This window comes from Luteimonas sp. FCS-9 (assembly GCF_001014645.1).
GTDB lineage: Bacteria > Pseudomonadota > Gammaproteobacteria > Xanthomonadales > Xanthomonadaceae > Luteimonas.
Genome location: NZ_LASZ01000001.1, coordinates 328,030 through 352,526 on the forward strand (window position 1 = coordinate 328,030; position 24,497 = coordinate 352,526).

Genomic DNA, 24,497 nt, shown 5'->3' on the forward strand with positions numbered 1-24,497 from the left:
CAGCACGCGTTCGCCTGCCGGATTGAGCATGCGCAGCCGCATGTCCTGTTCGAACACGAACACCGCGCCGTCGAGCGTCGCCAGCGTCTTGGCCAGCAACTGCAGACTCTCGTGCACGTGGCGACGCTCGTCCTGCAGGTGCAGGGCCAGACGGTTGAAGGCCTCGGCCGCCACGACATCGCCCGGCCGGCCGATCGTCGCTGCGCGCAGGCTGTAGTCGCCTTCGCGTAACGCATCCACCAGGCTGGCCAGGGTCACGAGCGCGCGGCGAGCGCGGGCAACCTGCAGCGCCGCCAGCCCCGCGGTCAGGCTGACCACCAGTATCGCCAGCCAGATGCGGGCGGCGCCCTGCGGGATGCCGGCCACAAGCACGATGCACAGCGCAGACAGCGCCGGAAGCGCTACCAGCAGCACGCGCCACAGCGGTAGCGCTGCGCCTCTCACACGTCGCCGGCCTGGGGATCGATGCCGTGCTTGTCCAGGCGCCGGTACAGGCTCTGGCGGGTGATGCCCAATTGCTCGGCGCTGCGCTGCAGATGGCCAGGATGGTCGCGCAGCGCCTTGCGCAGCAGCCAGGCCTCGGCCTGCGCCAGCGTCATATCGCCCAGCGATGTCTCCGGCGAGGATGCCGCCTGCAGCCGCAGGTCGTCGGCGACCAGCTCCGCCCCCCGGGCGAGCAATGCCGCACGCTCCATCGCATGCGCCAGTTCGCGTACGTTGCCGGGCCACGCGTAGGCATGCAGCGCGCGCTCGGCGGACGCGGCCAACCGCGGCATCGTGCGGCCATAGCGCCTGCAGGCAGCCGCCAGCGCGTGCCGGGCCAGCGGCAGAATGTCCTCGCGGCGCTCGCGCAACGGCGGCACGCGCACCTGGAACGTGTTGATGCGATACAGCAGGTCCTGGCGGAAGCGTCCGGCGGCGACTTCCGCCGGCAGGTCCGCGTTCGTCGCCGCGACGATGCGCACGTCCACGCGCGCGGTCCGCGAGGATCCCAACCGCTCGAACTCACCGTCCTCGATCGCGCGCAGCAGCTTGGGTTGCTGGGCCAGCGGCAGGTTGCCGATCTCATCGAGCAACAACGTGCCGCCATCGGCCAGTTCGAAACGTCCTACCCGCTCCTGCCGCGCATCGGTGTAGGCGCCCTTGACATGGCCGAACAGCTCGGACTCGAACAACGTCGGCGTCAGGCCGCCGAGATTGACCTTGACCAGCGGCCGATCGCGACGCGGCGACCACTGGTGGATCAGTTGTCCGATCAGGCTCTTGCCGGTGCCGTTCTCGCCCAGCAGCAACAGCGCGGCGTCGCTGTCGGCCACGCGTACTAGGTCGTCCACCAGCCGCTGCATGACCGGCGACTCGACGATGAAGCCGTCGCTGCCCTCGCTCGCGAGCAATGCGTGGGCGGCACCGAGCCGCTGCAACTCGCGTCGCTGGCGATCGAGCGCGATGCGGCTGTCGAGCACCGACAGCACGCGCGCGTTCTGCCAGGGCTTCTCGATGAAGTCCACCGCGCCCCGGCGCATCGCCTCGACCGCAAGTTCGACGCTGGCCCAGGCCGTCATCGCCACCACCGGCAGGTCCGGCCACTGCGCGGCGACCGCTTCGATCAAAGCCAGCCCCTCCTGACCGGACGTGGTGTCGCGCGCATAGTTCATGTCCACCAGCACCGCGGCGAATGCGTCGCCGCGCAGACAGGCCAACGCCTCGTCCGGCGATGCGGCACCGACCATGCCGTACCCGGCGGTCTTGAGCAACAGGCGCAACGCCTCGCGGACGTCGGCCTGGTCGTCAACGACCAGGATGCGGTGTGCAGTGTGCGAAAGCGGCATGGCGCAAGTCTAGTCGGAAGTCGCGCCGGCGCTCTGGGCGGCCACCGCGCTCATGTCCGCAAGGCCTGCATCGGCGACACCCGCGCCGCCCGCACGGCCGGCACCCAGGCGGCCGCCACGGCGGTCAGCGCGAGCACGCCCAGCACCAGGCCGACGGCCAGCGGATCGGCCGGCTCGACACCGAACAGAAATCCCTGCAGCACCCGCGAACCCGACAGTGCGAGCGTCAACCCGATCGCCAATCCCATGCCGATCTGCCGCGCGCTCTCGAGCAGGACCTGCCGCAACAATCGCGCCGGCGGCGCGCCGAGCGCGGCACGCACGCCGAACTCGTGGCGGCGGGCGGCAACCGAGGTCGCCATCACCGCATACAGCCCCACCGACGCCAGCAGCAACGCCAAGGCCGCGAACAAGCCGACCAATTGCAGATTGAGCGCCTGCTGGCCGGTCGTGGACGCGACCACCGTGGTCATGGCGCGCAGGTTCGAGATCGGCTGGCCGGGCGCGACCTCGGCGATCGCACGCTGCAGCGCGGCCTCATCCACGGCGGTCCCGCCGTGCATCCGCATGGAGTAGGTCAGGCCGCCGAAGCCGCGGATGATCTGCCAGATCGCATCGGGCAACTGCGCCATCGGTGTGTACATGACCGGCGCTGCGGGTTCGGCCGGCCCAGCGTGGCGCACGTCGCCCACCACGCCGACCACGCGCATCGCCCTACTCTGCGGACCGTCGTAAAAGGGCATCGTCAGCAGCTTGCCCAGCGCGTCGCCGTCCAGGTAGCGACGTGCGAATGCTTCGCTGACCACGCAGACCGATTCGGCCCCTGCGACATCGCCTGCAGTCAGCCCGCGGCCGGCCAGGACCGGGATCCCGAAGACCGCGAACATGTCCGGGGTCATGAAGCGATACTGGCTGCTGATCTCGCGTCGGTCCGGCAGTTCCACCGAGAAGTTCAATTGCGTGGTCACCGGCGGGTTGCTCGCGGCGGCCGCGGCGGCCACACCCGGCATCCGACGCAGCCGTTCGAGGATCCGGGTGGTCTGCCGATCGACCGCTTCGACGGTCTCCACACGGCCCTTCACCGGCGACAGGTTGAACACATATGTTTGCCGGCTCTCGATCCCGAGCGGGACGTTGGACAGCTCCTGCAGTGTCCGCATGAACAGACCCGCGCCTATGAGCAACACCACCGCCAGGGCCACCTGCGTGACCACCAGCGCCTTGCCCAGGTGACCTGAGCTGCGACTCCAGCCACCGCGCCCGCCGCCCACCAGTTCTGCTGCGAGCGGCAGCCGGCGGGTCCGCCAGATGCCGAGGAGCGCGGCGAATACTGCGGTACCGACGCCACACGCGGCCGCGAATACGAGGCTTGCCACCGACAGCGCCGGCGGCTCGCCGCGCAACCAGACCAGCGGCACTGCACCGGCGAACAGGCGCAGGCCCAGCCATGCCAGCAACAGCCCGATCGCGGCACCGGTGATGCCGATCAGCGCGCCTTCGGCCAGCATCGGCAACCCCAACCGCGGCAGCGAGGCGCCCAGTGCGAGCCGCACCGCATGGTCGTGACTGCGGTCGAGTGTGCGCAGCAGCATCAGGCTGGCGAGATTCACCGCCGCGATCAGCAGCACGCAGCCGGCGGCAGCGGAGAACAGCCACAGCGTGTTGCCGCTCTGCGCCCGGAACAGGCTCGACAGCATCGGCAGCGCGCTGGGCGGATGCTCGCGCAGATGCTGGCGCAATGCGTCACGGCGATCGGCGGTGCCGTCGTCGAGCATCAGCTGCCCGATCACGGTCGCCGCCTCCGCCGAGGCGGCGGCGATGTCGACACCGGGTGCAAGCCGGGCGACCAGGATCTCGTTGGTCGACATGGATCGCGCCGCCGTGTCCTGCTGCAACGGCAACAGGACATCGAAGGGCTCGGGCCACTGGAAGCTGGCTGGCAGTACGCCCACGATTTCCGCCGCCTGCCCCTCCAGTTGCACCACGCGTCCCACGGCCGCCGGATCGGCCCCATAGGCCTGGCGCCAGTGCGCATGGGCGAGGATCACCGCCTGCGGGCCATGCGGGCGGTCCTCCTCGACGCTGAAGTTGCGACCCAGCATCGGCGGCAGTCCCAGCGTATCGATGAATCCGCGGTCGGCCCGCATCGAGCGCACCACCTCGGCCGTATCGCCGCGCGCGATGTTGGCGTCCATCGTCCAACCACGCAGCATGCCCACCGATACCACCGATCCCATCGCGCGGACCGGCTCGCGATAGGCCGGCCCGGCGACGTTGCGGTCGCCGTCGTCGTACTGGCCGATGGTGACCAACCGCGCCGACTCGGGAAACGGCAGGGGACGCAGCAATGCCTGGTCGATCAGCGCGAACACCGCGGTCGTGGTCGCCACGCCCAGCGCCAGCGTGAGCATCGCCAGCATCAGGTAGCCCGGCCGCCGCAGCAGGCCACGCCAGGCCTGACCGGCCTCGCGCCACGCGACGCCCGGCGTCATGGTGCAGCCCCCACCAGCCCAGGCAACGGCAGATCGCGTTCGGCACGCAGCCGCTCGAAGCTGTCCTCGTCGACGATGCGGCCGTCGAGCATGTGCACGATGCGCTGCGCACGGCGGGCGAATGCGGCGTCATGGGTCACCATGCACAGCGTGGTGCCGCTGTCGTGCAACTGTTCGAGCAACTGCATCACCGCCTCGCCGTTGCGGGTGTCGAGGTTGCCGGTGGGCTCGTCGGCCAACAGGATCGCCGGGTCGCCGGCCAGTGCCCGTGCGACCGCGACGCGCTGCTGCTGCCCGCCCGACAGTTGCCCCGGGTAATGGCGGGTGCGATGCCCCATGCCCACTACTTCCAGCACCTCACGCACGCGCCGGCGCAACGCATCACGCGCGATGTCGTCGCGATAGGTCAGCGGCAGCGCGACGTTTTCCTCGACCGTGAGGTCGGCGATCAGGTTGAAGGCCTGGAAGATGAAACCGATCCGCCCGTTGCGCACGCGCGCGCGTCCCCGCGCATCGAGATCGGCCACGTCCTGCCCATCGAGGACGTAGCGACCGCTGCTGGCAGGATCGAGCAGGCCCAGGATCGACAGCAAGGTCGACTTGCCACAGCCCGACGGGCCGGTGATCGCGACAAAATCGCCGCGGCGGATGTCCAGCGAGATGCCCGACAGCGCGTGCGTTTCCACCTCGTCGGTATGGAAGACCTTACCCAACTCGCGCAGTTGCAGCAGGGGGGTGTCGGTACGGGGCGGTTGGGCATGCATGGATGGCAGTCCTCGGATCATTGGAGTCGCAGGGTGTCGTGGTCGTTCCAGCGGCTGGTGTCGGACAGGATCACCGTGTCCCCAGGCCGGAGGCCGCTTCGCACTTCGATGCGGTCGCTGGACACGGCGCCGAACTCGACCGGCCGGCGCTGCGCTTCGTTGCTGCCGGCAGGCACCACGAACAGGGTGCCGCGCGCATCGGGCGCGGCGGACGCAGGCCGGGCGATGCTCAAGGTGTCGCGCAGTGTGCCGAGCAGCACCTTGCCATCGACCGACAGGTCGGGGCGCACGCCGGCGGGCAGCGGGTCGGAGAAGGCGACATCGACGGTGACACTGCCCTCGCGCACCGCGGGATCGATCCGTGCCAGCCGCCCGGTGACGACGCCGTTGCGGGTGTCGACCGACACCGGCAGTTCGAGCACCAGATCCTTGGCGAGCACCTCGGGCACCTGGAGGCGCGCGATCAGTTCGTCCGGACGCGCCACCCGCGCCAGCTTGGCGCCGGTCTCGACCTGCTGGCCGGGTTCGACTTCGACCTGCTGCAGGATACCGTCGATGCCGGCGCGCACCGCCAGCCCCCGGACCTGCGCACGGGCGATGGCCGTGGCACTGGCCGCCTCATCGCGCCGTGCCCGCGCAGCCTGCAACTGCGCCGCCATCGTCTGCCGAAACGCGGCCACCCGGCTGCGCTCGATCCGCGCCTGGCCCTGCCCTTGCTCCTCGGTGATCTGCGCCTCGCGCATGTCGATCGCCGACATCACGCCGGCCGCGTGCGCGCGTTCAAAGGCTTCGCGCTTGACCTGCGCGATGCGCCAGGTCGAGGATGCGGCCGCTTCCTGCGCCTGCTGGTCCAGCAGTTGCGACACGAGTTGCGTGCGCACCGCGGCGACGTCCGCCTCGGCACCGGCGAGCGCGGCTTCGGCCTTGTCGAGCGCGGACTGCAGTTCGGGATTGGCCAGCCGCAGGATCACCGTGTCGGCCTCCACGCGCGCACCGGCCAGCACCACCACTTCCTGCACGGTCGCGGTCGCGCCGGCCGAGATCCAGCGGATCTGGCGCGGGACCAGTGTGCCGGTCGCGCGGATCTCGCGATGCATGTCGCCCTGCACCACGGTATCGATCCAGAGTTCGGAGCGGCTCACGCCCGGCGCGGCGCGACCGATCCCCAGGCCGACGCCGACGAGCAGCGCCAGCGCGGCGACGCCGAGCGCGCTCCATTGCAGATTGCGAAGCCGCCACAGCGGCGTGCGGGAAGATTTCGCGATGTCCATGCCCGGTATCGGCGCAGGGATCGTGCCAACCGCCCGGCGGTGCTCAAGCCATTGATTCGACCGGCGGACCCGGGAAGAGACCAGTCCCCAAACCGTACGATTCCGGACGACGGCGCCCGAAATCGTACAGGCCTGTAGGAGCGCGCTTGCGCGTGATGGGGCTTTCCCCGGGAAAGCCCGTCGCGCGTCCCCGAAAAGGGGATGCAAGCACAAGCGCGCTCCTACAGGGGGTGCGTCGATGGCCGCGCGACGCTCAGGGCTGCACCACCGTGATGCTGTCCGGCACCGACGCACCGACGCCGCGCAGCTGCGGACGGTACATGTCCTCGACCAGCGGCGGCGGCGCGGTGTAGGTGCCGGGGCTGACCGCGCGGACCAGGTAGAACACGCGCGCGGTGCGGCCGCGGTCGAGTTTGAGCGCGGCGACGAAGCGGTCGTCGCGATACTCCTCGTGCCGCACCGTCGCCGCACCGCCGCGTTCGGTGATCCGGATGCCGTCGACGACGACGTCGGCCCATTGCTTGCCGTCGCCGAGGTTGAAGTTCTCGACCTCCAGACCTGCCGGCAGCAGGTCGGTCAACAGCGCGTCGGGCATGTCGCGGTCGGCGACGACCGAGACCGCGACGATCAGCGCCTCGCCTTCGGCCAGCGGCCCGGGCGTCCACGGCTGGCCATCGGTGCCGTAGAGCCGGCGTTCGACCTTGAGCACGCTGGCATCGGCGGCCGGCGCCTGCAGCGGCACGCCGGCGACATCGATGCTGGCGTACATCGGTGGCTCGCCCTGCGGGGCGAAATGCACGCCGCGACGCAGCCCGGCCTCGTCGAACGCGCGGCCGACGATCGCCGCCGGTGCGATCGCCTCCTCGACGTCGCCCTCGCGCAGCGTGCCACCGACGCGCCGGCGCTGGTCCGCCATCAGCGCGCGCCCGAGCCGCGCGATCGCGATCTGCTCCTGCGTGCTCAGGTACATCCAGCCGCGCTGCCTGCGGGCATCGAGGTCGCGACCGATGTCGACCGCACGGGCGTCGTAGGCCGCCTTGGCCACGTCGCGCTCGTGGGTCAGCGCGATCATCAGCGACGCATCGCGCAGCGGCGTGCCGTAGTCCCCGAGGTAGCCCGGCCGGTCGCCCTTGAACGCGAAGCCGGCCTCGATCGCGCGCTCGCCGCGCGCCTTGTCGCCCTGCAGCGACAGCGCAAGGCCCAGGTGCACCAGCGGCAGGCCGGTGCGCGTGTTCGCGCGCTCGTTGTCCCACAGCCCGCGCAGCGTGCCCAGCGGCGCGCGGTTGACCCGCGCGAGCGCGTAGCCGGCATAAGCCTGGTAGGCGAAGCGCAGGTGCTCGCGCTCGTCCTGGCCGTAGAACGCGTTGCCGCCCGACAGCAGGTCCTCGGACAGCCGCTCGAGCGCCTTCTGCAGCACCGCCTCGGGCACCGCGAAGCCGGCATCCCGGGCATCGAGCAGGAACTCGACGATGTACGGGGTCAGCATCGGATTGACGTCGCCGTCGTCGCCCCACATCGAGAAGTGCCCGGTGCCGACCTGCATCGATGCCAGCCGCCCGAACGCGGCCTCCACCACGCGCCGGCGCTTGGCGGCGTCGACGTCCGGAATGCCGAGCATCGCGACGGTGGCCTCGTCGAGCTGCAGCGCAGCGAAGCCGCGGCTGGTGGTCTGCTCCGCGCAGCCGTAGGGATAACTCAGTGCACCGTCGATCGCGGCGGCGAACGGGATCGGCGGCAGCGCGCTGACCGAGAACCGCGCGTTGACCGACCCGGTCATCAGCCCGTCCATCGCACCGGCGTCGAGCGTCAGCGGCGTCGTGCCGTCGAGCACGCGCGTGCTCGAGCGCAGCACCGCCGGCCAGGCCGGGCGCACCGGCAGGTCGTAGCTGCGGTCGACGCGATGGCCGTTGCCGGCCACGCGCACGCGCACCTTCGCGACGGTGTAGCCGGGCTGCGCGGTCAGCGGGAAGCGCAACGTGGCCTTGCCGTCGGCCGCCAGCGGCACCCGGCGGCTGCCGTCGCCGATCGCCAGCGGCCCGACACCGTCGACGCGCACGTCGAACTCCCCCGCCCGGCCGCTGAAGTTGGTCAGGTCCAGGGTCACCGTGCTGCGGTCGCCGGGCGCGAGCACCCGCGGCATGCTGGCCTCGGCGACCACCGGCGCGCGCACCAGCGTCTCGACGTCGCGGCTGCCGTAGCGGTCGGCCGAGAACACCAGCGCCGAGACCCGCAGCGTGCCGTTGAAGTCCGGCACCTGCAGCGGCACCCGGGCATTGCCGCGCGCGTCGAGCTTCACCGGGCCGGCGAACAGGTCGACGGTCTGCACGCGCGCGGTGGGACGGCGCGCCTGCGGCAGCGAGGCCAAGGGCGCGTCGCCGCCGAAGCGCAGTTTCGCGGTGCCGCCCTCGAAGCTCTCGATGACCCGGCCGTAGACGTCGTAGGCGTCGACGCCGAACCGGCGTTGCGCGAAGAAATGCCGCCAGGCGTCGGGCACCGGGAAACGGGTGATGTTGAGGATGCCCACGTCGACCGCCGACACCGTGACCCAGGCGGCCTGGCCGGCCAGCTCCGGCGCGCTCACGGTGACCTGCATCGGGCCCTCGGGGCGGATGTGCTCTGGCGCCTTGAGCCCGACTGCGACCCGGCGCTCGCGACGCTGCATCGGCACATGCGCGATGCCGACCGCGCGCGCCGGCGTGACCGCGCTCGCCGCGCTGCCGCCGCGGAACACCAGCGCGGTCACGTAGACGTCGTGGCGCTCCCAGTCCTCGGTGACCGGGATCTCGAACGTGCTGCCGGGCCTGGCGTCGATCTCGTGCAGATAGAGCATGCGGTCGCTCTCGACCATCAGCAGGCCCTTGCCCGGGTGCGGCGGCGTCACCGTGACGCGCATCGTGTCGCCGGCGCGGTAGCCGGTCTTGTCCAGCGCGACCTTGACCTTGTCGGGACGCGCATCGAGGCCGCGGTTGTCATCGTCCCAGCCCCAGCCGGCGCGGAAGGGATAGCGCGAGACCAGCTTGGTCTGCGGGTCCTCGACGTCGATGCGGTACTCGCCCCACTCCACCGGCACGTCGAAACGCGCGGCCGCGGCGCCCGCATCGACACTGCGCGTCTCGACGGTCTCGAAGCGGCGGGTGAATTCGTAGCGCCAGCCCTCGTCGTCGTTGCGCCAGTGGTAGTCGCGATGCTCGCGCACCAGCGAGACCTTCAGCCCCTGCAACGGCCGCGGCTTGCCGTCCTGGCCCACGCGCACCAGCTCGAAGCGCGCGGTCGCATTGGCGTCGGCGCCATCGTCAGGATCGAACAGCGGGCGCACGCCCACCAGCGCGTCGGCCGGCCACAGCACCCGCTTGAGCGTGCGGTCCACGCTGCGCCCGCCGGTCTCGTAGAGGCTGCCCGAGACGATCGCGGCGATCGGCGTCACCGGCCGGGCCTCGTCGGGCAGCGGGATGTCGGCCTGCAGCCGGCCCTGCGCGTCGAACGTGCCGTCGACGACCTCCTTGGCCTCGCGCGGCAGTTCCACGGTCGGATCCCCGAAGAAGAACCCCGGCAGCCCCTCGACCGGCGCGCGCTCGACGGCGACGGCCAGCCGCGCGGTGAAGCGGTTGCCGGCCGCCGGCGCGCCGTAGAGGTAGGCGCCGGTCGCCTGCAGCCGCAGCGGCTCGCCGGGGCGCAGCGTCGCCTGTCCGGCGTCGAGGTCGAGCTTCATGCGCTCGGGCAGGAACTCCTCGATGCGCAGCGTCATGCCCTGCACCGCCTCGCGGCTGGCCGGATCGGTGCGGAATTCCACCCGCCAGCTGCCGGTCGGCGCATCGACCGGGATCTCGTGCTCGAACCGGACGTAGCCGCCCTCGCCCGGCTCGACCCGGCGCTCGAGGAAGGTCTTGCCGTCGGGCTGGCGCAGGCGGGCGAACAGCGTCTGCGCGCGGCCGTCCTTCGCCTGCACCGGGCGCCCGTCGTGGTCGCGCAGCAGCGCCGACACGCGCACCGTCTCGCCGGGGCGGTAGAGGTCGCGGCCCGACCACGCGAACACGTCGAACCAGGCCTGCTCGCGGCCGCCGACCGAGAACTCCGACAGGTCCAGGGCCGGCTGGTTGAACGGCAGCATCGACACGTCACCGCCGCGCCGGGCGATGAGCACGTGCGCGGCCTCGAGCCGGTAGTCGAGCATTGCGTTGCCGCGCGCGTCGGTCTTGCCGCGGAAGACGGTCTCGCCCTTGCCGTCGCGCACCTCGAGTTCGGCGTTGCCGATCGGTGCGCCGTCGCGCAGCGACGCGGTGTGGACGAACAGGCGCTCACGGTAGGCACGTGCGTGCAGGCCGATGTCGCTGACGGTGAAGAACGCCGTCTCGAACTGGTCGGCGAATGCGCCGGCGCGCTTCATCACCGCGAAGTACAGCCCCGGCTGCTGCAGTTCCTTGATCCCCTGCAGCGGCAGGTAGGTCAGCACGCGCTCGTTGCGCGCGCCGTCGATCGAGAAGCGGTTGACGTACACCGGCTGCGCGAGCTTCGACAGCGGCGTGCGTCCGCTGTAGCCGTAGCGGTCGTCGAGATCCCAGCTGCCGCGGCGGCCGCCGCGCTGGTACTGCGCGAAGAACGCCGGCAGCGACGCGTCGTCGACGCGCAGGAACTCCACGTCGACCTCCTCGACGTTGATCGAGACGATCGGCAGGCCGCGCGATTCCTTCGCCGGCAGCACGCTGCCCTGCGATGCGAAGCCGACGACCGGATCGAGCTCGCCGGTGAACACCTTGCGCTCGAGGTCCTGGCCCAGCGTGTCGCCGTCGGCCGAGGTCAGCTTTCCGGAGATGCGGACCGTGTAGTCGCGGTTGGCCTCCACGTGCGGGAAGCGCAGCACCTTGCCGTCGTCGTCGAGGGTCCAGCTGCCGTCGCGGCCGGCGTTGTCGGCCAGCGTGACCAGCGCATCGAAGTCCTGGGTGCCGACCAGCGCCTCGGAGAACTCGAGGGCCAGCGACAGCGCGCCATCGTGCTGGTCGGGGAACGCCCGCACCAGGCCGAAGCCCTCGACCTGCGCGCGTTCGGTGCGGATCGCCTCGCCGCCGGCGGCGGGGACCTGGCCGCCGGGGTCGCGCCGGCAGCCGCCCACGAGCATGACCGCCACGGCCAGCAGCAGCACCGCGACGCAACAGGCGCCCGGGCGCCCCCGAAATCCGATCGACATCCCGTGTTCCCCGCCTGGCGACGGCGCAGTATAGGAACGCAAAAGGGCCAGCGCGCACTTTCCTGAGGAAAATGCACGCTGGCCCCGGTCTCGCCGGTGACGGCCTGTCAGGCCTCGGGCGGCTGGGCGTCCACGGCGGCGGCGGCCGGCACCTCGCCCGCGGGCTGCGGATCGATCGGCTCGACGCTCTCGTCCTCGATCGCGCCGTCGACGCGCTCGATGCCCTGCAGGCGCTCGTCCTTGGACAGGCGCATCAGCGTCACGCCCTGGGTGTTGCGGCCGACCCGGGCGATCTCCGAGGCGCGGGTGCGCACCAGGGTGCCGCCGTTGGAGATCAGCAGCACCTCGTCGGCATTGCGCAGCAGCACCGCGCCGACCAGGCGGCCGTTGCGCTCGGTGGTCTGGATGCCGATCACGCCGCGCGTGCCGCGGCCCTTGCACGGGTACTCCGACAGCGGCGTGCGCTTGCCGTAGCCATTCTCGGTCGCGGTGAGGATGTAGCCGATGTCCTCGCCGGCGCCGGTCTCGACCACCACGGCCTCGCCGTTGCCCTCGGGGGCCGCGTCCTCGACCGTCTCCTCGAAGGACTCGTCCTCGATGCCGCCCGCGCTCTCGGCGACGATCAGGCTCACGACCTGTTCGCCGGCATCGAGCCGGATGCCGCGCACGCCGCCGGCGGTGCGGCCCATCGAGCGCACGCGGTTCTCGCTGAAGCGCACGGTCTTGCCGTTGGACGCGAACAGCAGCACATCGCGGTCGCCGTCGGTCAGCGCGACGCCGACCAGCGCGTCGCCCTCGTCGAGGCGGATCGCGATCTTGCCGCGCGCCAGCCGGTAGGCGAACTCCGTCAGCGGGGTCTTCTTGACCGTGCCGCCGCGGGTGGCGAAGAACACGTACTGGCCCTCGACGTACTCGCGCACCGGCACCACCGCCTGGACCTTCTCGTCGGCCTCGAGCGGGATCCAGTTGATGATCGGCCGGCCGCGCGCGTTCGGACCGGCGTCTGGCAGCTGGTGCACCGGCAGCCAGAACACGCGGCCGGCACTGGTGAACGTCAGCAGCGTGTCGTGGGTGTTGACCAGCCACAGCTGCTCGATGAAGTCCTCGTCCTTGGTCGACGCGGCGTTGCGACCGCGTCCGCCGCGCTTCTGCGCGCGGTAGGCGCTGACCGGCTGGCGCTTGGCGTAGCCCGAATGCGACAGCGTGACGACCACGTCCTCGGGCGCGATCAGGTCGAGGATGTCGAGATCCTCCTCGCTGGCGCGGATCTCGCTGCGGCGCTCGTCGCCGAATTCGGCCTTGACGTTGCGCAGCTCGGTGCGGATCACCTCCAGCAGCACGTCGGGATCCTCGAGGATCTCGATCAGGCCGCGGATGGTCTCCAGCAGCTGCTTGTATTCGTCGGTCAGGCGGTCCTGCTCCAGCCCAGTCAGGCGGTGCAGGCGCATCTCCAGGATCTGCTGGGCCTGGGCCTCGGTGAGCTGGTAGCTGCCGTCGATCAGGCCCACGCCGTCGGGCAGGTCCTCGGGACGCGAGGCCTCGGCGCCGCTGGCGGCGAGCAGCGCGCCGACCAGCCCGGCGTCCCAGCGCCGGGCGAGCATCCGCTCGCGCGCGACGTTCGGGTTCTCCGAGGTCTTGATCAGCTCGATCATCTCGTCGATGTTGGCCAGCGCGACCGTCAGGCCCTCGAGGATGTGGGCGCGGTTGCGCGCGCGCCGCAGCTCGAAGATCGTCCGGCGGGTGACCACCTCGCGGCGGTGGCGCACGAACGCCTCGAGGATCTGACGCAGGTTCAGCAACTGCGGACGACCGTCGACCAGCGCCACCATGTTGATGCCGAACACCGACTCCATCTGCGTCTGCGAGTAGAGGTTGTTGAGCACGACCTCGGCCGACTCGCCGCGCTTGACCTCGATGTAGATGCGCATGCCGTCCTTGTCGGACTCGTCGCGCAGCTCGCTGATGCCCTCGAGCTTCTTTTCCTTGACCAGCTCGGCGATCTTCTCGATCAACCGCGCCTTGTTCACCTGGTAGGGAATCTCGGTGACGATGATCGACTCGCGGCCGTTGTCGGCCACCTCGACCTCGGCCTTGGCCCGCATGCGCACGCGACCACGGCCGGTGCGGTAGGCCAGGTGGATGCCGCCCACGCCGTTGATGATGCCCGCGGTCGGGAAATCGGGGCCGGGGATGTATTCCATCAACCCGTCAATGTCGATCTCGGGGTTGTCGATCAGCGCGATCAGCGCGTCGACGACCTCGCCCAGGTTGTGCGGCGGGATGTTGGTCGCCATGCCGACCGCGATGCCCGCCGAGCCGTTGACCAGCAGGTTCGGGAAGCGCGTCGGCATCACCGACGGTTCGAGCTCCTTCTCGTCGTAGTTGGGTTGGAAATCGACCGTTTCCTTGTCGATATCGGCCATCAGCTCGTGCGTCAGGCGCGACATGCGCGCCTCGGTGTAACGCATCGCCGCCGCCGAGTCACCGTCCACCGAACCGAAGTTGCCCTGCCCGTCGACCAGCAGGTAGCGCAGCGAGAACGGCTGCGCCATGCGCACCAGCGTGTCGTAGACCGATTGGTCGCCGTGCGGGTGGTACTTGCCGATGACGTCGCCGACGATACGCGCCGACTTGTAGTACGGCTTGTTGCTGTGCGCGCCGAGCTCGTTCATCGCGAACAGCACGCGGCGGTGCACCGGCTTGAGGCCGTCGCGGACGTCGGGGAGCGCACGGCCCACGATCACGCTCATCGCGTAATCGAGGTAACTGCGGCGCATCTCGTCTTCGAGATTGACGGGGATGATTTCTTTCGCGGAATCGACCATCTAGAGGGTTTGCATCCTGTCTGCGCGGCCCGGTTTTCCGGCGTCGGGCGCGGGGCGCCGGCGCTGCGCGTACCGGCCGCCGGCGACGCGATCAAAACGACAGGAAATCATAGCACGGACGACAGGTCCGCCCCAAGGTTTCTAACGCAAAAACAAGGACTTGGGAGAATGCTGCGGGCGTCTGTCCGCGGAAATCGGCAAACCGCGGCGGCAATTGCGTCGGCATGCGGGCGCCGCCCGGCCGCGAGCGCAGTTCCGGGGCAAGCCTTTCGCGCGCGAGCGCGCGCCTACGGGGTCATCGCGCTGGGCGGCGTCTCCCCGGTGCGGACCAGGGCGGCGAAACGCGGCGGCGTCAGGAAAACAGCGCGCGCATGGCCTCGGGCGTCGGATGCTCGACGACGCCGCGCTCGGTGACGATCGCGTCGATCAGGCTGCCCGGGGTCACGTCGAACACCGGGTTCCAGGCCTGGATGCCGTCGGCGACGGTGCGATGCCCGCCGACGCCGAACAGCTCGCCCGGGTCGCGCTGCTCGATCTCGATCAGTTCGCCCGATGCGGTCTCCATGTCGACGGTCGACGACGGCGCGACCACCATGAACTTCACCCCGTGGTGGCGCGCGGCGATCGCCAGCTGGTAGGTGCCGATCTTGTTGGCGGTGTCGCCGTTGGCGCAGATGCGGTCGGCGCCCACGACCACCCACTGCACGAAGCCGCCCTTCATCAGGTGCGAGGCGGCCGAGTCGGCGATCAGCGTGGCGTCGATGCCGTCCTGCTGCAGCTCCCACACCGTCAATCGCGCGCCCTGCAGCCAAGGCCGCGTCTCGCCGGCGAATACCCGGGCGATTCGGCCCTGCGCCATGCCGGCGCGGATCACGCCCAGCGCGGTGCCGAAGCCGGCGGTCGCCAGCGAACCGGTGTTGCAGTGGGTCAGCACCCCGCTGCCCGGCGCGATCAGGGCCGCGCCCAGCGCGCCCATGTGCCGGTTCGCCGCGAGGTCCTCGTCGGCGATCGCCTGCGCCTCGCGCGCCAGCACCTCGGGCCAGTCGCCGCCGGCTGCGCCCAGCGCCCGGCGCATGCGCGCCAAGGCCCAGGCCAGGTTCACCGCGGTCGGGCGCGCGGCATTCAGCCGCTGCAGCGCCGGCTCGAGCTTGGCCAGCGCGGCCGCACCGTCCTCGGCCTCGATGTCGCGCGCGCCCAGCACCGCGCCCCAAGCCGCGGCAATGCCGATCGCCGGCGCGCCGCGCACGGTCAGCGCGTGGATCGCCTGCGCGACCTCGTCGCTCGTCGCGCAGGTCGCATGCTCGACCACGAACGGCAGCTTGCGCTGGTCGAGCAGTTCGAGCGTGTCGCCGGTCCACAGGATCGGGCGGATGTGGTCGTAGCGGTCGAAATCGAGGGGCGATGCGTTCATGGCGCCATTGTAGTTCGGGGCGGTTGGATTGCTGTTGGGGAGGCCGCTTGGGGGCTCCTGGGCCCCGCTCCTGCCCCGCCAGAACTCGGTGCCCTGCTCGGCTTTGGCTTTGGCTTTGGGTTTGGCTTTCGTTTCGAGCTTTTGATGTGTCGAGCCGTAAAGCGAGCCGAGCATCGCAGGACGACGGGGTCGAAGAGCAGCCCTTGTTTGAGCGTAGCGAGTTTGGGCTGCGTGCCCCGTTGTCCGAGAAGCGCAGGGGACCGCCGCGGCGGTATCGCGGCGGATCGCATCCGGCGAAAGGACCTTTTGGTTTCTTTTGGGTCCCTCCAAAAGAAACTCGCCCGTGCAACGGGCGAAAGCCGTGCACGTGCCTTGGCATTGGCGTTCTGCCTCGGCTGCTCCAGGAAAAAGCAGGAAGCAGGATCAAGTCCACAGCTTCCGCGCGCGGCGCGCGCGGCTTACTTTTGTCTTGGCAAGAGTAAGCAAAACCGCCATCGCCGGACGCGATCCGCCGCATGAAGCCGCGGCGGTGCCCTCCGCGCCTCGCCTGGCGCGGCACGCAGCCCAAACTCGCTACGCTCAGACAAGGGCTGCTCTTCGGCCACGCCAGGCTCGGGTGCTCGGCTCGCTTTACGGCTCGAAGGGCAGAGCAAACGCCACAGCACAGCAGAGCAACGGCAACAGCAACGAAAAAGGCGCCCGGCAACGGCAAGAGCGAGCCGCTACGCCCTCGCGAAATCGAACGCGATCACGTCCGCGATCCGCGGCGTCTCCAGCATCGCCATCATCAGCCGGTCCACGCCCAGCGCGACGCCCGCGCAGTCGGGGAACCCGGCATCGAGCGCATCGAGCAACGCCTCGTCGATCGCCGGCAGCGCCGCGCCGCGCGCCGTGCGCACCGCGTGGTCGCGCTCGAACCGTGCGCGCTGCTCGGCGCCGTCGGCCAGTTCGTGGTAGCCGTTGGCCAGCTCCAGCGCGCCCAGGTACAGCTCGAAGCGCTCGGCCACCGGCACGCCGTCGCGCGCGGCGATCCGCGCGAGCATGCACTGCGAGGCCGGGTAGTCGTGCACGACCAGGATCCGGTCGTCGGGATTGGCCGGCTGGATGCGATGGGTCATCAGCAGGTCGAGCCAGTCGTCGCGGCCCAGGCCCTCGGGATCGATCCGCACCTCGCCCAGCGCGGCCTGCAGCACTGCGTCCGGATCGGTCATCGGATCGATGCCCAGGCGGTCGCGGTAGAGCGTGCGGTAGTCGGTCTCGACGACCTCGGCGCGGCGCCCGACCAGCGCCAGCGCCGCCTGCACCAGCGCGACGGTCTCGACGGCCAGGCGGCGGTGGTCCCAGCCGACGCGGTACCACTCGAGCATCGTGAACTCGGGGTTGTGGCGGCCGCCGGCTTCGCCGTCGCGGAACACCCGGCCCAGTTCGTAGCAGTCGCCAAACCCCGCCGCGAGCAACCGCTTGAGCGGGAACTCCGGCGAGGTGCGCAGCCAGCGCAGCGGCGGCCCGGCGTCGACATGGCCGCCGAAGCGCGTGGCGAAACTGGCGACGTTGGGATCGGTGTTACCGGCGCGCGAGAGCACCGGGGTCTCGACCTCGATCACGCCGCGCTCGGCGAAGAAGCCGCGCAGCGTCGCGTTGAGCCGCGCGCGCAGGCGCAGCGCGTCGAAGGACGCTGTCGGCCCGGGCGCCACCGTCACGCCTGCGCGTCCAGGAACGCCAGCAACGCGGCCTCGTCCCAGATCTCGACGCCCAGCGCCTGCGCCTTGTCGAGCTTGGAGCCGGCCGCCTCGCCGGCGACCACCAGCGAGGTCTTCTTCGACACGCTGCCGACGATCTTCGCCCCCAGCGCCTCGAGTTTCTCGCCTGCCTCGTCGCGGGTCATCGCCGCCAGCGTGCCGGTCAGCACCACGCTCTTGCCGTCGAGCGGGCCGCTGCTGCGCACCGCACGCGCCGGGGCGGCGGCGAGCAAGCGTTGCATCGCCGCGTCGGCATCGACGAGCGCCTGGCGCGCACGGTCGTCGGCCAGGTACGCCGCGAGATTCGCGGCACCCGCGCTGGACGCGCCCGCGCCGGCCCAGCCGCTCTCGTTCGCGCGCAACAGCGCGGCGAGCGTGCCGTAGGTCTGCGCCAGCCGCTCGGCGCTCTTGCCGCCAAGCTTGTCGACCGGCAACGTGGCCAGCAGATGCGCCAGGTCCAGCCGATCGCGCAGGTCGGCCGACGGCGCCCCCTCGTCGGAGAACGACAGGCCGGCGTCGACCAGCGCATCGACCACTGCGACGTTGCCCGGCTGCTCGAAGAACGTCGCGATGGAGCGCGCCACCTCGCCGCCGATGTCGGGCAACGCCTGCAGCAGCACCGCGGGCGTGCTGCGCACGAACGCGAGCGAGCCCAGCCACTGCGCCAGCGACTTCGCCGTCGTTTCGCCCAGGTGCGGGATGCCGAGCGCGAACAGGAAGCGCGCCAGCGTGGTGCGGCGACTGGCGTCGATGCCGGCGACGAGGTTTTCGGCCCACTTGGTCGCGAGCTTGCCGCCGGTCTCGACGGCCAGGTGCGCGCGCAGGAACGCAGCGTCCTTCCACACCGGCGCCTCCTGCGCGAGCACCGCCTCGCCCTCGGCGTCGAGCACCAGCCCGCCCTTGCTGTCGGTGATCGCCTGCTGGAAGTCGTCGGCGGTCGCGGCGTCGAGCGCGGTCTTCATCCGCACCAGGTCGGCGACTTTCAGCGCGTAAAGATCGGCCGGCGAATGCACGAAGCCGAACTCGACCAGGGCCTCGGCCTGCTTGTCGCCCAGGCCCTCGATGTCCATCGCACGACGCGAGGCGAAGTGGCGCACGGCCTCCTTGCGCTGCGCCGGGCACGTCAGCCCGCCGCTGCAGCGCCAGGCGATGGCGCCCTCCTCGCGCACCAATTCGGAGCCGCAGACCGGGCAGTCGACCGGCATCGTCCACGGCACGGCGCCGGCGGGGCGCCGGTCTTCGATCACGCGCACGATCTCGGGAATCACGTCGCCGGCGCGGCGCACGATCACCGTGTCGCCCTCGCGCGCGTCGAGCCGCGCGATCTGGTCGGCGTTGTGCAACGTCGCGTTGGTCACCGTGACGCCGGCGACCTGCACCGGCTCGAGCCGCGCGACCGGCGTGACCGCGCCCGTGCGGCCGATCTGCACCTCGATCGCGCGCAGCAGCGTCGACTGCTCCTGCGCCGGGAACTTGTGCGCCAGTGCCCAGCGCGGCGAGCGCGACACGAAGCCCATCGCCGCCTGCTGGTCGTAGTCGTCGAGCTTGTAGACCACGCCGTCGATGTCGTACGGCAGGTCGTCGCGCCGCGCGCCGATGCGGCGGAAATAGGCGATCAGGCCGTCGAAGCCGGTCGCGGTCTCGACCTCGGGCGCGACCGGGAACCCGAACGCGCGCAGCATCGCCAGCGTCTGCGAATGGGTCTCGGGCAGTTCCAGCCCGCGCACCTCGCCGACCGAATAGGCGAAGAACGCCAGCGGCCGGCGGCGCGTGACCGCCGGATCGAGCTGGCGCAGCGAGCCGGCCGCGCCGTTGCGGGGATTGGCGAGTAGTTTCTCGTTGCTCTCCAACGCCTTCGCGTTCCAGTCGGCGAAGGCCTTGCGCGGCATGTAGATCTCGCCACGCACCTCCAGCACTGCCGGCGGCGCGCCGTCGACGCGGAGCCGGAGCGGCACCGCGCGCACCTGGCGCAGGTTGCCGGTGACATTCTCGCCGGTGCTGCCGTCGCCGCGCGTCGCGCCCTTTACGAACACGCCGTCCTCGTAGCGCAGGCTGATCGCCAGGCCGTCGAGCTTGGGCTCGACCGAGAACACGGGCGCTGCGATGTCGAGCTTCTGCTCGATCCGGCGCTCGAAATCGGCGACCTCGGCAAAGCGCGTGCGGTCGTCGGCATCGTCGGGCGCGTCGGCGCACTCGAACGCGTTGGCCAGCGACAGCATCGGGATCGCGTGGCGCACCTCGGGGAAGCCGCCGTCGGGCCGGCTGCCGACGGTGCGGGTCGGCGAGTCGTCACGCGCGAGCTCGGGATGCGCGGTCTCCAGCGCCTCGAGTTCGCGCATCAGCGCGTCGTAGTCGGCGTCCGGGATCGACGGATCGTCGAGCACGTAATAGCGGTGATTGGCGTCTTCGATACGCGCGCGCAGTTCGGCGACACGCTCGGCGGGGGCAGGTCTGGACATGTGCAGATTGTAGGCGCCCGGCCTGTCGTCGGCGCCCGGCCTGCCCCCCCACCCGTAGGAGCGCGCTTGCGCGCGATGGCGCTCTACCGTGCAAGCCCGATCGCGCGCAAGCGCGCTCCTACGGAGTGAGGGTGGCGCTTGGATCGAGATCGCGGGCGGTCAGGTGACTGATGCCGGAGATCGACATCCGCCCGCCGTCACCAGCGCGGGCTGCGGGTCACCGGCGGCACGTCGCGCTCGCGGTCCCAGGCGCGCAGTTCGTCGCGCAGGCCGGCGATGCGCTGGCGACCCAGTGCGTTGCGCTGCTCGTCGAGCAGCACGCCGTCGAGCAACTCGGCCATGCGCTCGGCGGTGGGCAGCATCGCGTCCCAGGCATCGAGCGCGCGGACCGGGGCCGGCAGCGTCAGGAAGAACGCGATCGCCGGAGTCTCCAGCGTCTGGATCTCGCTCATCTCGAAGCTGCCGGGGCTGCGGATGTTGGCGACGCTGAAGATCGGGCCGCGCTCGGGATGCCCGTCGACGAGGCGGTGGAAGACGTTCATGTGGCCGTAGGTCAGGCCGGTCTTCTCGGCCGCCACCACGATGTCGGGCCCGCGCAGCACGTTGCCCGCGCGCGCGGCGATGTACAGGGTGACGATCTTGTCGAAGTCGTCGGTGTTGCGCTTGCCCAGTTCGCTGTTGGGCGAGACGGCGCCGACCGTGCGGTCGAGCAGGTCCATCTCCGCCTGCACCGCGGCGCCGTCGTCGGCGGCCTGCGCGGGATCGCCCTCGCCCAGGTCGCGCTCGAGCTGCGCGCCGAGCGTGGGCTCGAGCCGCGCGTCGTCGGCGGGCGCGATGCGCCGCCCCTGTCCGCCCCGCGGGCGCGTACCGAAGTACCAGATCGCCGCCATCAGCAGCGCGCCGGCGACGATGATCCCGATACGCAGCATCCACTCGTCGGACATTGGCGGTGTTCTCCTAGGCAGCGCCGGCCAGTCGCGTGGCTTCGGCAAGATCGACGGACACCAGACGGCTGACGCCCGGCTCGCGCATGGTAACGCCACTGAGCTGGGATGCGGCCTCCATCGTCGCCTTGTTGTGGCTGACGAACAGGAACTGCACCTGCTCGCTCATCTCGCGGACCATCGCGGTGAAGCGGCCGACGTTGGCCTCGTCGAGCGGCGCGTCGACCTCGTCGAGCAGGCAGAACGGGGCCGGGTTGAGCTGGAAGATCGAGAACACCAGCGCGACCGCGGTCATCGCCTTCTCGCCGCCCGACAGCAGCGAGATGTTGGACACGCGCTTGCCCGGCGGGCGCGCCATGATCGCCACGCCGGTGTCGAGCAGGTCGTCGCCGGTCAGTTCCAGGTAGGCGTGGCCGCCGCCGAACAGCCGCGGGTACAGGGCCTGGACGCCGGCGTTGACCCGATCGAAGGTGTCCTTGAAGCGGCCGCGGGTCTCGCGGTCGATCTTGCGGATCGCCTCCTCCAGCGTCTCGAGCGCGGCAGTGAGGTCGGCGTCCTGCGCGTCGAGGTACTCCTTGCGCTGCGCGGCCTCGGCGTGCTCGGCGATCGCGGCCAGGTTGACCGGCTCCAGGCGCCGCAGGCGCGCATCGAAGTCGGCGACCATCTTTTCCCAGTCCTTCGCATTGGCCGCATCGTCGAGGCCATTGAGGACATCGTCGACGACGAAGCCCGCTTCGACGACCTGCGCGCCGAGCTGGTCGGCGGCGATGACCAGGGCCTGCTGGTCGAGCCGGCGCTGGCCGATCGCCTCGCGCTGGGTCAGCGCCTGGGCATCGCGCTGCTGGCGGACCTGCTCGTAGGTGCGCAGTTCGTTGTCGATGCCTTCGACCGCCGAACGCGCCTGCGCCAGCGCCTGCTCGGTGCGCACGCGCTCCTCGAGCGCGACCTGGCGCTGGTCCTCGAGTGCGTCGACCGGCGAATCGCCGCCGGCCAACTGCGCCGACAGCTCGCCGAGCCGGTTGTCGAGCTGGCCGCGCTGGCCACCCATGCGCGCCAGCGCCTGGGTCAGCGAGGCGACCTGCGCGCGCTGCGATTCGAGCGTCAGCGCCAATGCGTGCGCGGTGTCGCGCGATTCGCGCGCGGCCGCGCGGGCGGCGTCGCGGGCCTCTGTGAGGCGGCGGCGCTCGGCTTCCAGCGCGGCACGCGCGGACTCCAGGTCGCCCATGCTGCCGACCGCTTCCTCGAGCCGGGCGCGCGCCTCGCGCGCCTGCTGCGCGGCCTGGGCCAGCGTCTCGTCGAGCTGCACAAGCTCGGCGTCGATGCGCGCGATGCGGGTGCGCGCGGCCTCGACCCGGCCCTGCTGGCTCTGCACCTGGCCGGCGAGCTCGGACACGCCGCGATGGGCCAGGTACAGCGCGCGCTGCGCCTCCTCGCGCTGCTGCTCGGCGGCGAGCAGGCGGTCGCGGCCGCTGGCGATGCCGCGCTCCAGCTCGTGTTCCTGGTCCTGCAGCGCGGCGATCTCCTCGCGCAGCGCCTGGATCTCGCGCTCGCGCAGCAACGCGCCCTGCTTGGCCGCGCCCGAGCGCGACACCCGCACCCAGCCCGCGCCCAGGCGCTCGCCGCTGCGGGTGATGACCGAATCGTGCTCGCCCAGACCGGCCTGCAGCGCGCGCGCCTGGGCCAGGGTGTCGGCGACGTGCAGGCGCGCCAGCAACCGCCGGATCGCCAGCGGACCCTGCACCCTGGCCGCCAGCGAAGTGGGCGCGAACTGCGCCGTCGCCTCGTCGGCGGCGACCAGCGCCAGCCGGCTCTCGCCCAGTTCGCCAAGCGCGTCGACCAGCTCGGCAGGCACGCCGTCACCGTCGACCAGCACGCCCTCGATCAGCTGGCCCAGCGCGCTCTCGACCGCGAACTCCCAGCCCGCCTCCACGCGCAGCCGCTCGCCCACGCGCGTAGCCGAGTCGAGGCCGCGCTGACGCAGCCATTCGACCGCCGCGCCCTGCTCCTGGCCGAGCGCGGCGTGCTGCAGCGTCTCCAGCGAGGCCAGCCGGCCGCGGGCCTCCTGCGCGCGCTTGCGCACGCCCGAGAGCTCCTCCTGGGCCAGGCGCTGGGCGTCCTGCAGTTCGACGGCCGCATCCTTGCGCGTCTCCAGCGTCTCGCCGAGCGCGTCGAGGGCGGCCTTCTGCTCCTCGTGCCGGATCTGGATGTCCTCGAAGGCCTCGCTCAGCGCGTCGACGTCGAAGCCGTCGCGCTCGGCCTGCAGCTGCTCGCGCCGGCGGCCGGTCTCCAGCGCCTGGCGGTCGAGGTAGTCGACGCGCGTGCGCTCGACGTCGCCGGCGCGCGCCGCCTCGCCCTGCTCGCGGTTGTGCGCCTCCCAGCGGCCCTGCCAGTCGGCGAGCGCGGTCTCGGCGTCGCGCAGCGCATCCTGGCGCACCGCGTCGTCGTCCTGCAGTTGCGCCAGCCGCGGCTCGGCGTCGGCGATGCTCTCGTGCAGGGTGTCGAGCCGCAGCTGGTCCTGGTCGATGTGCGCGCCAATCTCGGCCAGCTGCGCCTGGGCCTCGTCGCGGGCCTTGAGCAGGCGCGCCGACAGCTCGCGCTGGTGCTGGATCTGCTGCTCGATCCGCGCGAGCGCGCCGCTGACCTCGTAGCTCTGCGCCTGCGCGCGGTTGAGCGCCTCGGCGGCCTCGTGGCGGCGCTCGCGCCCAGTCTCGGGCTCGCGCTCGGCCTCGCGCTGCTCGGCGATCAGCTGCTCGAGCCGGGTCTCCTCCTGCGCCAGGCCCTCGCGCAGCGCGCGCAGCCGCGAATCGAGCGTGCGCCACTCCAGCGCCTTCCATTCGGCGTCGCGGACCTTCCGCTCGGCCTGGATCGCGGTGTACTGCTCGGCCTGCCGGGCCTGGCGGGCCAGGTGCTGCAGCTGCTTGCCGACCTCCTCGCGCAGGTCGCCCAGCCGGTCGAGGTTCTCGCGGGTGTGCCGGATCCGGGTCTCGGTCTCCTTGCGGCGCTCCTTGTACTTGGAGATGCCGGCCGCCTCCTCGAGGTAGATGCGCAGATCCTCGGGCTTGGCGTCGATGACCTGGCTGATCATGCCCTGCTCGATGATCGAGTAGCTGCGCGGCCCCAGGCCCGTGCCCAGGAACAGGTCGGTAATGTCGCGGCGGCGGCACTTGGTGCCGTTGAGGTAGTAGCCGCTCTGCCCGTCGCGACTGACGGTGCGCTTGACCGAGATCTCGTTGAACGCCGCGAACTCGCCGGCGATCGTGTGGTCGCTGTTGTCGAAGACCAGCTCGACCATCGCCTGGGAGACCGGCTTGCGCGCGGTCGAGCCGGCGAAGATCACGTCGGTCAGCGAGTCGCCGCGCAGCCGGCTGGCCGAGGACTCGCCCATGACCCAGCGCACCGCGTCGATGATGTTGGACTTGCCGCAGCCGTTCGGGCCGACGACGCCGGTCATGTTCGTCGGCAGGTGCAGCGTGGTCGGGTCGACGAAGGACTTGAAACCGGCGAGCTTGATCGTGGACAGGCGCATGCGGGCGTCGGGAGCCTCGTGGCGCCGGCGGGCCGGCGCCGGGTCGTGGAGCGGC

General features: G+C 71.2%; 11 protein-coding genes. All 11 read right to left on the bottom strand.

Going from position 1 to position 24,497, the window contains the following annotated elements; translation table 11 throughout:
• Positions 1 to 440 precede the first annotated feature (440 nt).
• Positions 441 to 1,829 (bottom strand): sigma-54 dependent transcriptional regulator, encoded by a 1,389-nt coding sequence (locus WQ56_RS01535; RefSeq protein ID WP_047135275.1) that lies wholly within the window; start codon positions 1,827 to 1,829, stop codon positions 441 to 443.
• A 50-nt stretch (positions 1,830 to 1,879) separates the two neighbouring features.
• Positions 1,880 to 4,321 (bottom strand): ADOP family duplicated permease, encoded by a 2,442-nt coding sequence (locus tag WQ56_RS01540; RefSeq protein ID WP_047135276.1) that lies wholly within the window; start codon positions 4,319 to 4,321, stop codon positions 1,880 to 1,882.
• Positions 4,318 to 5,085, bottom strand: a complete 768-nt coding sequence (locus WQ56_RS01545) for an ABC transporter ATP-binding protein (RefSeq protein WP_047135277.1) — start codon at positions 5,083 to 5,085, stop codon at positions 4,318 to 4,320. The genes WQ56_RS01540 and WQ56_RS01545 overlap by 4 nt, the downstream gene beginning before the upstream one ends.
• Before the next feature lie 17 nt (positions 5,086 to 5,102).
• On the bottom strand, positions 5,103 to 6,356 hold the full coding sequence (locus tag WQ56_RS01550; RefSeq protein ID WP_047135278.1) for an HlyD family efflux transporter periplasmic adaptor subunit: 1,254 nt from the start codon (positions 6,354 to 6,356) through the stop codon (positions 5,103 to 5,105).
• Positions 6,357 to 6,609: 253 nt separating this feature from the next.
• Positions 6,610 to 11,538, bottom strand: a complete 4,929-nt coding sequence (locus tag WQ56_RS01555) for an alpha-2-macroglobulin (RefSeq protein WP_047135279.1) — start codon at positions 11,536 to 11,538, stop codon at positions 6,610 to 6,612.
• A gap of 107 nt (positions 11,539 to 11,645) precedes the next feature.
• Positions 11,646 to 14,363 (bottom strand): DNA gyrase subunit A, encoded by a 2,718-nt coding sequence (gyrA, locus tag WQ56_RS01560; RefSeq protein ID WP_047135280.1) that lies wholly within the window; start codon positions 14,361 to 14,363, stop codon positions 11,646 to 11,648.
• Positions 14,364 to 14,715: 352 nt separating this feature from the next.
• Positions 14,716 to 15,774: an S-methyl-5-thioribose-1-phosphate isomerase gene (gene mtnA / locus WQ56_RS01565; RefSeq protein WP_047135281.1), complete on the bottom strand. Its 1,059-nt coding sequence runs from the start codon at positions 15,772 to 15,774 to the stop codon at positions 14,716 to 14,718.
• A 722-nt stretch (positions 15,775 to 16,496) separates the two neighbouring features.
• A complete protein-coding gene (gene epmA, locus WQ56_RS01570) occupies positions 16,497 to 17,468 on the bottom strand; it encodes an EF-P lysine aminoacylase EpmA (protein ID WP_197076402.1) in 972 nt (323 codons plus the stop codon).
• Between the two features lie 2 nt (positions 17,469 to 17,470).
• Positions 17,471 to 19,972 carry an NAD-dependent DNA ligase LigA gene (gene ligA / locus WQ56_RS01575; protein WP_047135283.1) on the bottom strand — a complete coding sequence of 834 codons (2,502 nt, stop codon included), beginning with the start codon at positions 19,970 to 19,972 and terminating at the stop codon, positions 17,471 to 17,473.
• Between the two features lie 197 nt (positions 19,973 to 20,169).
• Complete coding sequence (gene zipA, locus WQ56_RS01580; protein ID WP_047135284.1) at positions 20,170 to 20,916, bottom strand: cell division protein ZipA; 747 nt, start codon at positions 20,914 to 20,916, stop codon at positions 20,170 to 20,172.
• A 13-nt stretch (positions 20,917 to 20,929) separates the two neighbouring features.
• Positions 20,930 to 24,442 (bottom strand): chromosome segregation protein SMC, encoded by a 3,513-nt coding sequence (gene smc, locus WQ56_RS01585; RefSeq protein ID WP_047135350.1) that lies wholly within the window; start codon positions 24,440 to 24,442, stop codon positions 20,930 to 20,932.
• Positions 24,443 to 24,497 lie beyond the last annotated feature (55 nt).